The sequence below is a fragment of the Salinibacterium sp. NG253 genome (genome assembly GCF_015864945.1).
Taxonomy (GTDB): domain Bacteria; phylum Actinomycetota; class Actinomycetes; order Actinomycetales; family Microbacteriaceae; genus Rhodoglobus.
In genome coordinates this window covers 167,258-180,654 of the sequence record NZ_JADYWF010000003.1, presented here as the reverse complement: position 1 = coordinate 180,654, position 13,397 = coordinate 167,258, and the positions used below count along the sequence as shown (strand labels likewise).

At 61.4% G+C, this 13,397-nt stretch carries 13 protein-coding genes; 3 read left to right on the top strand and 10 right to left on the bottom strand.

What is annotated here, in order from left to right:
* Nucleotides 1–16: 16 nt before the first annotated feature.
* Both I6E52_RS13690 and I6E52_RS13685 read right to left on the bottom strand, forming a co-directional pair.
* Complete coding sequence (locus tag I6E52_RS13690; RefSeq protein ID WP_231602211.1) at nt 17–1,282, bottom strand: benzoate/H(+) symporter BenE family transporter; 1,266 nt, start codon at nt 1,280–1,282, stop codon at nt 17–19.
* Nucleotides 1,283–1,291: 9 nt separating this feature from the next.
* Complete coding sequence (locus tag I6E52_RS13685) at nt 1,292–2,209, bottom strand: NADP-dependent oxidoreductase (protein ID WP_197158312.1); 918 nt, start codon at nt 2,207–2,209, stop codon at nt 1,292–1,294.
* Between the two features lie 101 nt (nt 2,210–2,310).
* On the opposite strand from I6E52_RS13685, the gene I6E52_RS13680 reads away from it, so the two are divergent.
* Nucleotides 2,311–2,919, top strand: coding sequence for an HdeD family acid-resistance protein (locus I6E52_RS13680; RefSeq protein ID WP_197158310.1), 609 nt, complete (start codon nt 2,311–2,313; stop codon nt 2,917–2,919).
* Between the two features lie 168 nt (nt 2,920–3,087).
* On the opposite strand, the gene rpsO is transcribed toward I6E52_RS13680, so the two are convergent.
* Both rpsO and I6E52_RS13670 read right to left on the bottom strand, forming a co-directional pair.
* On the bottom strand, nt 3,088–3,357 hold the full coding sequence (gene rpsO, locus I6E52_RS13675) for a 30S ribosomal protein S15 (protein ID WP_009771894.1): 270 nt from the start codon (nt 3,355–3,357) through the stop codon (nt 3,088–3,090).
* A 118-nt stretch (nt 3,358–3,475) separates the two neighbouring features.
* A complete protein-coding gene (locus I6E52_RS13670; protein ID WP_197158308.1) occupies nt 3,476–4,309 on the bottom strand; it encodes a hypothetical protein in 834 nt (277 codons plus the stop codon).
* A gap of 94 nt (nt 4,310–4,403) precedes the next feature.
* Here I6E52_RS13670 and I6E52_RS13665 point away from each other — a divergent pair, with 94 nt between their 5' ends.
* Nucleotides 4,404–5,585: a MarP family serine protease gene (locus I6E52_RS13665; RefSeq protein WP_197158305.1), complete on the top strand. Its 1,182-nt coding sequence runs from the start codon at nt 4,404–4,406 to the stop codon at nt 5,583–5,585.
* Nucleotides 5,586–5,618: 33 nt separating this feature from the next.
* On the opposite strand, the gene I6E52_RS13660 is transcribed toward I6E52_RS13665, so the two are convergent.
* From I6E52_RS13660 to I6E52_RS13640, 5 genes are all read right to left on the bottom strand, one after another.
* Entirely contained in the window at nt 5,619–6,296 is a 678-nt protein-coding gene (locus tag I6E52_RS13660) for a hypothetical protein (protein ID WP_197158303.1), read from the bottom strand.
* Nucleotides 6,293–6,955, bottom strand: a complete 663-nt coding sequence (locus I6E52_RS13655; protein ID WP_197158301.1) for a lysoplasmalogenase — start codon at nt 6,953–6,955, stop codon at nt 6,293–6,295. The genes I6E52_RS13660 and I6E52_RS13655 overlap by 4 nt, the downstream gene beginning before the upstream one ends.
* Nucleotides 6,956–6,974: 19 nt before the next feature.
* A complete protein-coding gene (locus tag I6E52_RS13650; protein ID WP_197126685.1) occupies nt 6,975–7,436 on the bottom strand; it encodes a VanZ family protein in 462 nt (153 codons plus the stop codon).
* 43 nt (nt 7,437–7,479) lie between these two features.
* Complete coding sequence (locus tag I6E52_RS13645) at nt 7,480–8,277, bottom strand: nuclease-related domain-containing protein (protein ID WP_307842551.1); 798 nt, start codon at nt 8,275–8,277, stop codon at nt 7,480–7,482.
* 218 nt (nt 8,278–8,495) lie between these two features.
* Entirely contained in the window at nt 8,496–10,766 is a 2,271-nt protein-coding gene (locus I6E52_RS13640; protein ID WP_197158299.1) for a UvrD-helicase domain-containing protein, read from the bottom strand.
* A 239-nt stretch (nt 10,767–11,005) separates the two neighbouring features.
* Here I6E52_RS13640 and I6E52_RS13635 point away from each other — a divergent pair, with 239 nt between their 5' ends.
* Entirely contained in the window at nt 11,006–12,082 is a 1,077-nt protein-coding gene (locus tag I6E52_RS13635; RefSeq protein WP_197158297.1) for a hypothetical protein, read from the top strand.
* A gap of 38 nt (nt 12,083–12,120) precedes the next feature.
* Here I6E52_RS13635 and I6E52_RS13630 read toward each other — a convergent pair whose 3' ends face one another.
* Nucleotides 12,121–13,359 (bottom strand): PrsW family intramembrane metalloprotease, encoded by a 1,239-nt coding sequence (locus I6E52_RS13630; protein WP_197158295.1) that lies wholly within the window; start codon nt 13,357–13,359, stop codon nt 12,121–12,123.
* Between the last annotated feature and the right edge of the window lie 38 nt (nt 13,360–13,397).

Sequence of the window (13,397 nt, the reverse complement as noted above, 5' to 3'; positions counted from 1 at the left end):
GCAATCTCAAAAAACTTTAAAGTTTCTTTTCTGGGGTGGCCGGTTTGGTTCCCTCGGGCGTTGGTTCTTCGCCACCGGGCGCCGGTGCGGGAGCCACTTTTCGGCGCCAGCCCAGCCACGCCATGATGACCGCTCCCACGATGAGCGCCCAGAACGCGGAGCCGATTCCGATCACGGTGACGCCCGACGCGGCGACGAGAAAGGTCGCTATGGCCGCGATGCGATGCTCGGGAGCATCCAGAGCCGTGCGCACCGACGTGATGAGGGCTCCGATCACGGCAAGGCCTGCAATCGCGACCACGACGATCGGGGGCGCAACAGAGACCAACGCTGTCGCAAAGCCTGCCGCCAGCCCAATCACGACATAGGTTGCTCCGGCGGAGACGGATGCGATCCAACGTCGCTTGGGATCATCGTGCGCTTCTTCACTGGCCGTCAACGCTGCCGTGATGGCAGCCAGGTTGAGAGCATGGCCTCCGAAGAACGCGCTCGCTGCCGATGCCGCTCCTGTCACCGTGAGCACGGGGCCCGCGGGCACCGCGTAGCCGTAGGTGCGCATCACGGTGAAGCCCGGCACGTTCTGACCAGCCATCGTGACGATGAACAGCGGGATGCCGAGGCTCACGATCAGAATCGGGTCAAAAATCGGAACGACAGGAGTCAGCTGCGGCACCACGGCGGCATCCCCTAACAGGTTGCCCTCGGTCGTGAGCGCAATTGCGACAATCGCCGCCACGAGCGCGCCGGGCACAGCCCAGCGCGGCGCCACCTTCAACAGGATCAGCCACACCACGACCATCGGCAGGCCCAGCCACGGGTAGTCAACCGAAGCCGTGATCGGAGCAAGACAAATGGGGAACAGGATGCCCGCGAGCATCGCACTCGCGATTGGCTGCGGAATGCGAGTGATGAGTCGGCCCAGTGCCGGCACGAGGCCGCACACCATGATGAGCACCCCACACACGATGAATGCACCGACGGCCGCCTGAAACTCGATATCACCCTGCGCTGCGACGATCAGCAACGCCGCTCCCGGAGTCGACCAGGCCACGGTGATCGGCATCCGGTACCGCCACGCCAAACCGATCGTGACGAGACCCATCATGACGGTCAGAATCAGCAGGCCGGATGCCGCTTGCGCGTCGCTAGCGCCAACCGCGTGAAGCCCCGCAACGACGAGAGTAAACGAGGACGCAAAACCGGCGATTCCGGCAATGATGCCGGTGGTGAGGAGCTGGAAAATGGTGGTTGTCGCTCTCTGCGCAGGGATAGTTCGGGTCAAGCGGTGAAGCTAGAGGGCGAGAAGGATTTTTCCGCGAGAGTGCCCCTCAAGAAGCTTCGCGTAGGCCTCGGAGACCTGCTCGAGGGGGAAGACAGAATCAATCGGCACCTGCACGGAGCCGTCAGCAACCAGCGCGGCAAGCGCCGCAAGGTCTGCTGGGGTGGCACCGGCTGCTCCAACGCCTGATGTGCCGTATTCCGAGACCGCGGCGTAGTCAGCGATCGTGTTGATGCGGTGGGCCGGGGCACCAAGCGCAAGCGCAGCATCCACAGTTTCGCGGCCGTTGTTATCGAGTGCGGCAGTGATGCCCTCTGGGCTGATCTCGAGAATGCGTTCGACCATCCCCTCGCCGTACTTCACGGGATGGATACCGAGCGAACGCAAGAACTCGTGATTCGATTCGCTAGCGGAGCCAATGACTGTCGCCCCCTTGAGCTTGGCAAGCTGGGCGGCGATGGAACCGACACCACCCGCTGCTGCGCTCACCAGCACGGTGTCAGCCGGCGTCAGATCGATCGCCTCGACACTCGCCCACGCCGTGCGCCCGACAATGTCGAGGCCGCCGGCCTGTTCCCAACTGAGAGTGTCAGGTTTGCGCACGAGCTTGTCGGCGGGCACCACCACATAATCAGCTTGGCCGCTGAAGCCCTTGCCGCCGAGAACCTCGTCACCGACAGTCCAACCGTCTACTCCAGCGCCGACTTCATCGACGACACCAGCAAAGTCGTTGCCGTTTCCGCTCGGAAACTGCACGTCCTGAGGAGCAGCAGTGGCGGCGCCTCTGAACACCTTCGCGTCGAAAGGATTGATGCCGGCGAACTTGACTCGCACGCGCACCTCGCACGCGCCCGCGTGGGGCTCAGTGACTTCGGAAATAGTGAGCACTTCGGGCCCACCGAGCTGGGAGAAAGTAACACGTCGCGACATATACCGAGCCTAACCGGTGCGTCGCAGTTGCACACCGAGCCAATCGAACTGGGAGAATGGCAGAGTAAGGCATCACTTGACAACTCTGGATAAGGACTCTCATGAGCTCGTCTGACAGCACGACATCCCCCACCTCTTCGGTGAACGACCTTCTTCCCGGTTTGCTGCGCGTGCACCGCGGGCAACTCATCGCCGTTGCCGTCATCGGACTCGTTCTCGGAGTGATCGGACTGCTGTTCCCCGGAGCAACACTGCTTACCATCGCGGTGCTCTTCGGTATCTACCTCATTGCCTCTGGCATCTACCGCGTCACCGCGGCCTTCGTCGCCAACAACCTTGATTCCCCGATGCGCTGGACGACCGGCCTCCTGGGACTCCTCGTCGTCATTGCCGGCATCCTGTGCCTCGCCAACCCCTTCCAGTCGCTCATCGCGCTCGCGCTCGTGATCGGAATCGGCTGGATTCTCGAAGGAATCGTCGACCTCGTTGGCGGCGTGCGCGGCACCATCCAGCCCCGCTGGTTCGGTTGGGTCAGCGGAATCGTCTCCATGGCCGCAGGCGTTGCCATGTTCGTACTCCCCGCAGCTGGAGTGTTCTCGCTCGTGGCGATCGGCGCGATTCTCATGATCGCCGTAAGCCTGACCACACTGCTGACGTTGCCTCGTAAGCCCAAGGACGCTACCGATGACTCCACGACTGCAACCGTCTAGCTAGCGCTCTCGATTGACCGAACGGGGTCGGGCCAGCCGCAAGGTTAGCCCGGCCCCGTTCTGGTTAATTGACCAGGCAGGCACAGTGCGAGGTGGCGGGCCCTGCCGGAAACAACAAAGGCCGCCATCGCATTGCGATGACGGCCTTTGGCAAGTGTGACGAATCGACTAGCGACGCAGTCCCAGCTTCTCGATCAGCGTACGGTAACGCGTGATGTCAACGTTCTGCAGGTAACCCAGCAGACGGCGACGCTGACCAACAAGAAGAAGCAGTCCACGACGTGAGTGGTGGTCGTGCTTGTGCATCTTGAGGTGCTCCGTGAGGTCGAGGATGCGACGAGTCATCATCGCGATCTGGACCTCGGGGGATCCCGTGTCACCTGGGTGGGTTGCGTATTCTTCGATGATCGCCTTCTTGATACTTGCTTCAAGTGCCATAAGGTAATCCCCTCTCTAGTCGTTGCGCGGTGCCCATAGCTGAATGCGTGAGCTCTCTTTATCCGCGGCCGTTGGACGGCAACCTTGAAAGCTTAGCAGAATGGATGCTCCGGCAGCACTATCCCGAGACAAGCGCGATGATGGCGGGAATCGCGAACGCCAGCATTGTGACGGTAGCCGCGAGCGCAACAGCTGCCCCGAGGATGATCCACAGCCGCGAGCGCCGGCGGGCGGCATCCACTTCTGTTCGCAATCGTTCGAATCGTGCCGTGAGTCGCACGCTCGCACCCGTGACGGCAGGGCGCACCTGCCAGCCGGCGAGGCGGCCAGCCACCGGCACGAGTGCAGCGACTTGAGCACGTGAATACACCGCTTCATGACGAATTAACCAGCCGGCCAGCTCGCCGAGAGCAAGCACGGGTACCGGCGCTTTCGACCGGCCACGGATGAGATCGGATGCGCCTGTGAGCGCCACGATCGGCCGCACAGCGACGTCGGCCGCTCCTCGTTGCGCAAACTCTTCCGACAATTGCACTGCACGCGTTGTTGCATCGCGCACGTAGGCGGCACGATGGCCATTCACCAGAATCATGCGCCCCGCCGTCACAACCCTGTCCCCCGGATGCCGGCGGCTGCTCACAATGAAGGCACCGGCTGGGCCTAAGACCAAATGGTCGGCGCCCACGCTCGGATCGTGATCGTCGTCGGATTGCGCGACCATCCAGTCGGATCCCAGCGCGGCGAGCGCCACTGCTGACTCCAACTCGCCGACTCCGTGCTGGTACAGATCATTAGCTTCTCCAGACAACGGGCTCGTTCCGCGGAGGGCCTGAAGCCAGGTGCGCGGTTCATGATCAGCTTGAGCTCGGAGACACGCAGCCATTGCAGCACCAAAGCCGCGATCGAGCAGTGGGGTCGCCGGAACCTGGTCTTTGTGTGCTGACTCGCTCACCGGATCCCCCAACATCGTTCCGTCAGAGAATATCTGGCGTCTCGCTTTCGCCCAACTCGGCACGTCACAGGCCGACGCCGTTTAGGCTGAACCCATGAACGTGGCGCCCCTGCTCGATCTACTCCTCGTGGTAGTTCTGCTGGGCTATGTCATCTATGGACTCGTCATCGGTCTCACGCGCGGCATTTTTGTGATTGCGGGCGTTGGCGTTGGCATTTTCTTCGCCACGATGCTCGCCCCGGCCGCATCCCAGCTCGTGGAGCTTCCACAGTTGCGGGCAATAGTTGCCATCTCGGTCGCCGTCGCACTCATCGCTCTCGGCCACGCCGTGGGCGTTGCTGCCGGCAAAGCAATCCATGTTGAGATTCGAACGAGCGCGCTGCGGGGAGCGAACCGAGCCGTTGGTGGGCTCGTGATTGGTGTCGTTGCGGCCCTCGTGATCTCCACCGTCAGCTTCAGCGCTGCCCAACTTGGCCTGCCGATTCTCTCGCGCACCATTGCCTCTTCGGCGGTCATCCGCACCATTCAGGACATCACGCCCGACGTCGTTGAAGCAAGCATCGCCCGCTGGCGAACTGTGCTCACCGATCAAGCCCTGCCTCTGATTGGTTCTCCGCTCGGCGACCCCAATGCTCTGATCCCGACGATCGACTCTGACAGCCCGGCGCTTGCCGCAGCCGCACAATCGGTCGTGCGAATAACAGGAAACGCCTATGCGTGCGGTCAGGGCCAGACCGGCAGCGGGTTCGTTATTGCGCCCGAACGAGTCATGACGAACGCGCATGTGATCTCGGGAACTACCGACCCGGTCATCGAGGCGTTGAACGGTCAAGTGCTGCCGAGCACCATCGTGTACTTCGACTCGATCAATGACCTTGCGGTGCTCGCCGTTCCCGGATTGAATTCTGATCCGTTGCGACTTGGCGTCACCGCACGCCCCGGAACAAGCACGGCGCTTCAGGGTTACCCCTACGGCGGACCATTCAGCACCCACGCCGCGCTCGTGCAACACATCAGCACGTTCGAAAGCCCCGACATTTATGGAAACGGAGGGGCACCACGCGAGGTTTATACCCTCGCCGGGCAAGTCAATCCGGGCAATTCTGGGGGCCCGCTTCTCACACTCGACGGAGACGTCGTTGGTGCGATCTTCGGCAGCAGCACTGAGCAAAACAATGTCGGCTACGCTCTCACGCTGGATGCCGTTCAACCGATTGTCGAAAACGCTGCAGAGCTCACAAGCACTGTTTCTAGCGGTGCCTGCATCGCGCACTGACCGCTGCGGAATGTGAGCTAGAGCACTAGAGCACTAGCGTTCGGCGATCAAGTACTCCGGTGCGTCCGGTGTTCCTGGGCACGTGTCCACTGTCGATTCATTGGCGGCACTAAACGCGAACCACGACCAATCGTCGCCGAGCTTCTTGCCGATCGAACGGGGAATGAGAAAGCGAACGGTGGACCCATTCACCTCGGCGTCGTCAGCATCTAGCCTGTCACTGTCGTCGCGGGACAGCTCGTACGCCGAAACCTCGTCGACCTCGCCATCGTCGAGCTCGACCATGAATTGGTAGGCACGATCGCCGTCTGCTGTCTCGGCATAGATCCCGAGTTGCGATGAATCCTGATCAATCGGCGACGCGAGAGTGATCTCGATCGCGACCTCGTCGCGCTCCGACTGCGCTACCCGCGCTGACTCGATATCGAGCGACTCGACTTCGTTCGTGAAATCCACGCACTCGTTGCCGCTCGATACCCCCGCAGGGTCGACGACGGTCGACTCTGGCTCCGGCGCCTCCGTTTCGATTGGCGGGGAGGACGACGGCGAAGCGGAAATCGGTGTCACCGGCGCTTCAGACGAGGATGCCGCAGCCAACGTAATAACCACGGTGAGGACAACCGCAAAAACCACCAACACAACAACCCCGATAACCACAGGGACGACGGCGACGCGTCGGTTCACGGAGGGTTCAGAGGGCTCGGGAGTCACCCGGATACGCTAGCAGTCTTCCGCGAGCCCCTTCGTGCCGTGACAAAGCCAATCGCGATCAACAACTGGCCTGAAGTATAGAGCGCCATGATGACGGCGTCCGACTGCCACCACACTGTGGTCGGCGCGAAAAGAGCCCAGGCCAGCGCGGTGTCAGAGGCCAAAAACAACACGGCTCCGGATGCGATGAGCCGGTTCGTCGCGAATGCCGACGCCGTGGAGGCAGCCAGCACCGCTCCGTAGGCCGCGAGCGGCACGAAGAACAGCCCGAGATCGTCGCGCAGGATGACGAGCAGCCCCACCCACCACACGACGAGCACGGCGGTGCCCCACGGAATCCGACGAGAGCGCACGGCCGTCAGGAACAGTGCGAGGTACACAGCGTGGGCGGCGAGAAAAGCGGCAAGTCCGATGATGAAGCTTGAGCTCGCGGCATCCGCCACAAAAATATCGCCGATCCAGGCCAGAGCGAGCGCTGCCATGAACCCGTAGTCGGGCCGCCGAAATGGACGAGCACTCGCGAGAGCGACCGCAACCCCGAGAGCGGGCATCAAGAGGAATTTACTGGGAATGGCTATTGCATCCCAGCCCCCAAGGAGGCTGGCGACGTGAACAAGCGCGACCGCGACATAAATACCAAACCACCGGAAGTTGACCACCTTCACAGCGTAGAGCGAATCACCGTTTTTGTGAATAATTATCGTAATTGTGTTCACGGTGACGACGGCGAGCGCGCTCCCGAGCCGCGGCCACACTCAGTGTCACCACCACGCCGATAGTGGCGCCAAGCGAATTCGACACAATATCGCGCACATCAGATACGCGAGAGGGAATGAACTGCTGAACCCACTCGATTCCTGAGGTTAGAACGACAGCTAGGGCGAGAGCGAGCCACCAGCGCCTCTTTCCTACCAAGAGCACGAAGAAAAGTCCGAGCGGAACAAACAACGCGATGTTCGCAACGAATTCAAGGTCATTGAAGGTGAGCCACTGGGTCGCCGAAAAACGGTCAAGAAAAACAGCGAGCTGCCAGAGCGGACCATCGCGTTGGTCGGGGGCCTGCGGGCTCAACGTCAACCACGCCACAACGGCGAGATAGCTGAACGTGGCAGCGCTCAGATAAGGATGACGCCGAAACATCCACTAATCGTGCCCTATGAACGCTCGGAAAGTGCTCGACGCGCTAGGAGGTCACCACAAGCTCGGTTAAGACAGAGACAAGAACCCACACTGAAAGAAAGGTGACGATGAGCGCCGTGACGATCCAGAAGAAGCTTCGGAGGCTCGCGGTGCGAACATCATCATGGATGCGCACAAAAGCGCGCGTCAGGTTGCGTGACTTCTGCGCCGCCTGCTGCGGGTGCGGCCACGTTGTGCTTGCTTCAGCCGCAGTGGAGAGCGTGGCGACCTCATCCCCCGTGAATAGTGCCGGCGCACTCGCAAGCCATTGCTCAAGCTGCATCGAGGTGAGGATCTGAACGTCAGCCGGAATCGCGAGCATCGAAACTTTCACCGGCTCGACCATGACAAGCACCGCAATGACGTCAACATCGCGCCCCAGCGCCGTCGTGAGCGCCGCAGCGACTGCACGAGCGGCAGTCCGAGCGGTAACGATGGCTGTGCTCACGCTTCGCGCGACGATCAGCTCGTCGCCGTTCACAGCAACATCGTCGCCCTGACAGTTCACGACAGTCACGGCGAAGACACCCGCACGCCCGACAGCAAAGTGGTCGAGCGAGGTGTCACCGAGTGGAACTCCGTGGAGTACGTCCCAGCTGTGCCCAAGCCGATCAAGGATGGAACCGACGAGAAGCTCCCCGACTGCCCCACGATACTGAGCGCGGCTTTGCTTCGTCAGCGGTGAGACACCAAACAAGCGCGCCACAGTACCTCGAGGCGCACGACGAGATTGCGCCTCTACGACGGCGGCCATGGCTGACTGTCCGGCGATCCGGCCGCGAAGATCATGATTCTGCGGCACGCAGACCTCCAACTCTCACATGCGTAGAAGAGCATGCAGAAATACGTTGGGCCGGAGGCTCCCCCGCCTCCGGCCCGACTCGTGGCGAAGAATCGCTCCCGAGTGAAGGTTCCTCCCCCGAGGAATAACTTCTAGATACATACTGCCGAACCTGTGAATCTGCCGAAACCCCCACTATTGGGCATACCCGAGTGGGGGTCAACTACTCTGACCACCCTCTATGACGGTTCGGGAATACCTTCCGGAAGCCCCTCGGCCGCGACGATGGCGAGGCGTTGAGTTGGCCGCGTCATGGCGACATACAGCGCCGCAGCACCGCGAGAAATCTCTTCGACGATGCGTTGTGGCTCGACCACAATCACAGAGTCAAACTCGAGCCCCTTCGACTCGCGCGGCGTTAGCACCGCGATGGACTTGTTGAGCCCAGCGGCACCCTCCCCAACCTCGCCGGCGAAGGACTGCTGCAGAGCATCCACGATGCTGGCCGTCAAAGAATCACTAACGATCACCGCGATGGTGCCATCGCTCGAAATGGCACGATCAGCCGTCACTGCGGCGCTGACTCGTGCGCCTAACTGTTCCGGGGTCGTGACGGTGACGGCCACGGGCCACTCACTGTGACGAACCGCCCGCGATGGTGTGATGGACACGTTGTGGGCAACCGCCACTGCCTCGGCAACCGCAACGATCTGGGACGGTGTGCGGTAGTTGACCGTGAGCTCCTCAAGACGCCAGTGCTCGCCGATATCAGCCGATAACGCAGCACCCCAGCTTGAGGTGGCCGCAGCAGCACTCGCCTGGGCGATATCGCCGACAATCGTGAAGGACTTCAGCGGATTGCGACGTGCCAGCAACTTCCACTGCATCGGCGACAACTCTTGAGCCTCATCAACCACGATGTGACCGTAGGTCCACGACCGGTCAGCGGATGCCAGCTCTGCCGTCGTTGATCGCTCAACACTTGCCTCGAAGCCCTCGGCCAGCGTTTCCGCATCGATCATGCCGTCAACGCCCATGTTGCGAATAGCGGCCGTTGCGTTCTCCACGTCGCGTTTGCGTTGCTGCTTGCGCTCGTGCTCCGCCGCCGTGTGGGCCACATCCACTTCACCGAGCAGTTCGGCAGCTTCGTCGAGCAGAGCAACATCGCTGATCGTGAATGCAGCGTCTCGCTCACGGCGCAACAGTTCGCGCTGCTCGGGCGTCCAGTGGGGCGTGAGGCTCTTCAACCAACCAGGTCGGGCATAGAGGTCGTTGATAAGTTTCTGGGGCGTCAACGGCATCCACGCAGTATTGAGCGCAACCTTGACGTCGTGGGCGGTGCGAATATCTTCGCGCAGCCACTTCTGATCAGCGTCGTCGATCGTGTTGCCGTGGGCCCGCAACTGGTCGGCGAGCAATCGACTGATGCCTGCGATCGCCGCCTTATTGAAAATTACTCGTGCAAGGTTGTGCGGCTTGTGGGAATCCCACGCTTTCTGCATGGCCGACCTCAGAAGATCGGCAGGCACATCCAAAATCTCACCGTTGATCTCCATGCGCTGCGTCTCAGTCGGAACCACCCGACGCGAGCGAACGGCACGCTTGATGAGCGCCGCCATCTCGAGGGAGCCCTTCAACTGGGCTACTGCCGCATCATCATCGTGGCGCGCATCGGCTCCCGGATAGAGCTGGCCCAGGCTCGCCAAGACCACCCCCGTCTCGCCGAGCGAAGGCAGCACGGCCTCGATGTAACGAACGAACGCGCGAGACGGTCCGACAATGAGCACTCCGGATGCCGAAAGGCGTTCGCGGTGCGAGTACAGCAAGAAAGCGGCGCGGTGCAGCGCAACAGCCGTTTTTCCGGTGCCGGGTCCACCCTGCACGACAAGCGCGCCGCGAAGTTCGGAGCGGATGATCGCATCCTGCTCAGCCTGAATGGTCGCGACAATGTCGCCCATGCGTCCGGTGCGCTCTGCCGTGAGACTTGCCATGAGGGCTGCTTCACCCTGAAGGGATGCCGCATCGGTTTCAAGGAGTTGGGAGTCAAAGATCTCGTCGTCGATGCGCACGATGTCTCGACCTTTGCTCTGCAGGTGCCGGCGGGCTCTCGCCCCCAGTGGCGTCGCGGCCGTGGCCTGATAGAAAGCTCGCGCTTGCGGAACCCGCCAGTCGAGCAGAAGCGAGCGCTGATCCTCGTCGCGCAATCCGATGCGGCCGATGTACCGCACCGGGCGTTCGATAGCACTGTCGCTGTCCGTGTCAGTCTCGGCCTCAACCTCGAGTTCAAGGCGACCGAAGGCGAGCCGCTCATCGATTTCGCGCAACTGGCCGATTCGGTCTTCGTAGATGCGGGCGAAAGCGTCGCGCTCTGAACGGTTCTGGTGGGTGCCACCTGGCGCACTCCGGCGCACTGATTCGAGCTGCTCTTGAGCCGCATCTCTCAGGGCGTCGAGCCGCCGGTAGAGGCCGTGGACATAGTCCCGCTCACGTTCAAGCTCACTCGATGACATCAGCTGTCCTCTCCAAATTGCGACCTCCAATCGTACGCGCTTTTTGACTATGAATTCGCCGCTTAACTCTTGCGCTCAGCGAAACTCAGTGGCAATCTAAAAGCAGTTAAACTCATCGCCCTCTAGGTCGCAGGCAGTGCCGCACCAGCGGGCGATGAGTCTGTTAAGGGGTAAAGACCGCGCTGATCACCCCCGAACGGAGACTGCAGCAACCATCCCCCAGCCCCTACGATGGGCGGATGCTTCGCTCTATCGACTATTCCGGGTTGATCTATCCTGTGACCCCTCACGCTGTCGCAGAGTTCAAAGCCAACCGCCGCGGACTATTCGGCTATTCGCAGGCGCACCTTTTGGGCAGAGTGCTGATGGTGGGTTTCATCATCGTTGCGTTCATCTCCTTCGCCGGCGTCCCGTTCGCCTTGATCGTTGCGCATGATTTTCGTACCGCAGCGCAGACAGGCAATATCGGCCAGGTCGCCCCGATGCTCATCATCGCCGGCCTCGTCGTTGCTGTTGCCGCGGGCGCGCTCTTCACCGTGGTGCGGGCGTGGCGAAAAGACGGCGGACCGTGGACGCGGTTCTACCGGATGAATAAGTTCGCCGAGGACAACGATCTAGCGTTTTCACCCAAAGATCTGAGCGCCGAGTATCCCGGCCTGATCTTTGCACAGGGCGGCAATCAGTCGATTCGTGATCGATTCCGCAGCGCAAGCGGCCGAGCGCTCGACTACGGAAACTACCAGTACACCACCGGCTCAGGGAAGAACCGTCGCACCTACGACTGGGGATTTTTGGCCTTCGAACTCGACCGCGCCCTGCCCCACATGGTGCTCGACGCCACCCGCAATAACCAATTCTTTGGCATGAGCAATCTTCCTCAGACGTTCGCGAAGAATCAGGTCCTCACGCTCGAGGGCGATTTCAATTCGCACTTCACCCTCTATTGCCCGCGCGAGTACGAACGCGACGCTCTGTACATTTTCACGCCCGACCTTATGGCGCTGTTGATCGACAACGTGGCAGCGTACGACGTGGAAGTAGTCGACAAGTGGCTATTGGTGTACTCCCCGAAACCATTTGACCTTGTAGATCCGGCCCAGCACCGCCGCCTCCTCGGCATCGCTGACACCGTGGGCACAAAAACGGTGCGGCAATCACGTCGCTATGCCGATGAAACAATCGGCGATTACAGCGTGAACCTCGTGGCTCCCCGCGGTCAACGGCTCAAGGCCGGCATCCCCGCAGCCACGCTCGTGATGGTCGCGCTGTTCGCGGCAGTGTGGGGCATCCCTTTCGTGCTCGGGATGTTCACCTAACGCCGCCGAGGTCGAGTTTGGGCGTAGCGATCAGAACCTTACGGTCGCGGCGCACCCGTGAGCGCGTGGCGTGCTTCGACGATTGCACCGAGCAATACCGCTTCGTCAGCGATTGCCCCGATCCGATCCCGTCCGGTGATGATGCGTTGACGAGCGAAAGCGAGCCGAGTGGCCTCTTGGATGTATACCTTCATCGTGGCGCGCTTGTTGTGTTGCGCCGCCCATGTCAGGGCCCGTCGACGTCCCTGGGAAGTCGCAAGAACCGGCACCTCATCCTGATTGAACCAGCCAGCATTCGCGTATTCGGTGAGTCGCTCGAAGGTCATGCGCTCTTCTTGGCGGCGCAGGTACACCACGATGATGATGGCGATCACGAAGAGCGGCACCTGCACGATGGCGTAGTAACCAAAGAAGTCGCTCACAAAGAAGAGGGCGCCATTCCAGAGGGCGTGCAACGCGATCGCGAGGCCGAGGCCTACGGCAAAGACGCCGACGCTGCGGGCATTACTTGTCGATCGCACGGCAAAGCCCAATGCGATACCGGTGCAGGCCGTGAACATGACGTGCGCGAACGGTGACATGAGCCCGCGGATGAGGAACACCTGCAGGATGCCGGTGCTGTTATCCCCAGCGCTGAGCAGTTCGGAACCGAAATAGAGAATGTTCTCGATGAAAGCGAAACCGCCCGCGATCCACGCCGCGTACACGAGGCCATCGACCGGACCATCGAAGTGGCGTCGCGCGACCCAGAAAATCACCAGAATGCCGAGCGCTTTGCCCGCTTCTTCAACGATGGGCGCTTGAATCGCTGCCGAGAAGAATTCGTAGCCGGGCCCTGGGCCTCCGAGAGAGTTGATGACGTTGTCGATCTCGGCTCCCACAATGAGTGCGAGCAACACCGCAACGCCGGCGCCCCAGAGGAAGGCAAACACCACTGCGAGCCGAGGCTCCGGTTCCCAACGGTCGATCCAGCGGACCGCGAAAAACACGACAGCAAGCGGGACTACGGCCAGCACTCCCCCGATAGCGAAGGCATCAGTCCCGATGCCCGAAATTACGTAGACAACGACGAAGAGAAGAACGAACGAGAGTGCAATGACTCCCAAGATTCCCAGAATAAGCAGGCCTGGTCCCCGGGGCTGAGGCACATGCGGAGGCAGGTGGTGTTGGCGCGCCTGATCGGCGATCTCGGCGGAGGCCGCCGTCGGGTGTGGTGCTGATCGTCCAGAAGATGCGGTGAAATCGGGAGTCGCAGAAGCAGAATGGCTCTCGGTCATGTCAACGAGACTAGCGTGCAGGCGGCACCCCACCGCGT

What these genes read in the sequence shown, in the direction of transcription:
- I6E52_RS13640 (WP_197158299.1), bottom strand. Translation starts at nt 10,766, where the DNA reads ATGTCATCGAGTGAGCTTGAACGTGAGCGGGACTATGTCCACGGCCTC.
- I6E52_RS13650 (WP_197126685.1), bottom strand. Translation starts at nt 7,436, where the DNA reads ATGTTTCGGCGTCATCCTTATCTGAGCGCTGCCACGTTCAGCTATCTC.
- rpsO (WP_009771894.1), bottom strand. Translation starts at nt 3,357, where the DNA reads ATGGCACTTGAAGCAAGTATCAAGAAGGCGATCATCGAAGAATACGCA.
- I6E52_RS13635 (WP_197158297.1), top strand. Translation starts at nt 11,006, where the DNA reads ATGCTTCGCTCTATCGACTATTCCGGGTTGATCTATCCTGTGACCCCT.
- I6E52_RS13680 (WP_197158310.1), top strand. Translation starts at nt 2,311, where the DNA reads ATGAGCTCGTCTGACAGCACGACATCCCCCACCTCTTCGGTGAACGAC.
- I6E52_RS13665 (WP_197158305.1), top strand. Translation starts at nt 4,404, where the DNA reads ATGAACGTGGCGCCCCTGCTCGATCTACTCCTCGTGGTAGTTCTGCTG.
- I6E52_RS13685 (WP_197158312.1), bottom strand. Translation starts at nt 2,209, where the DNA reads ATGTCGCGACGTGTTACTTTCTCCCAGCTCGGTGGGCCCGAAGTGCTC.
- I6E52_RS13630 (WP_197158295.1), bottom strand. Translation starts at nt 13,359, where the DNA reads ATGACCGAGAGCCATTCTGCTTCTGCGACTCCCGATTTCACCGCATCT.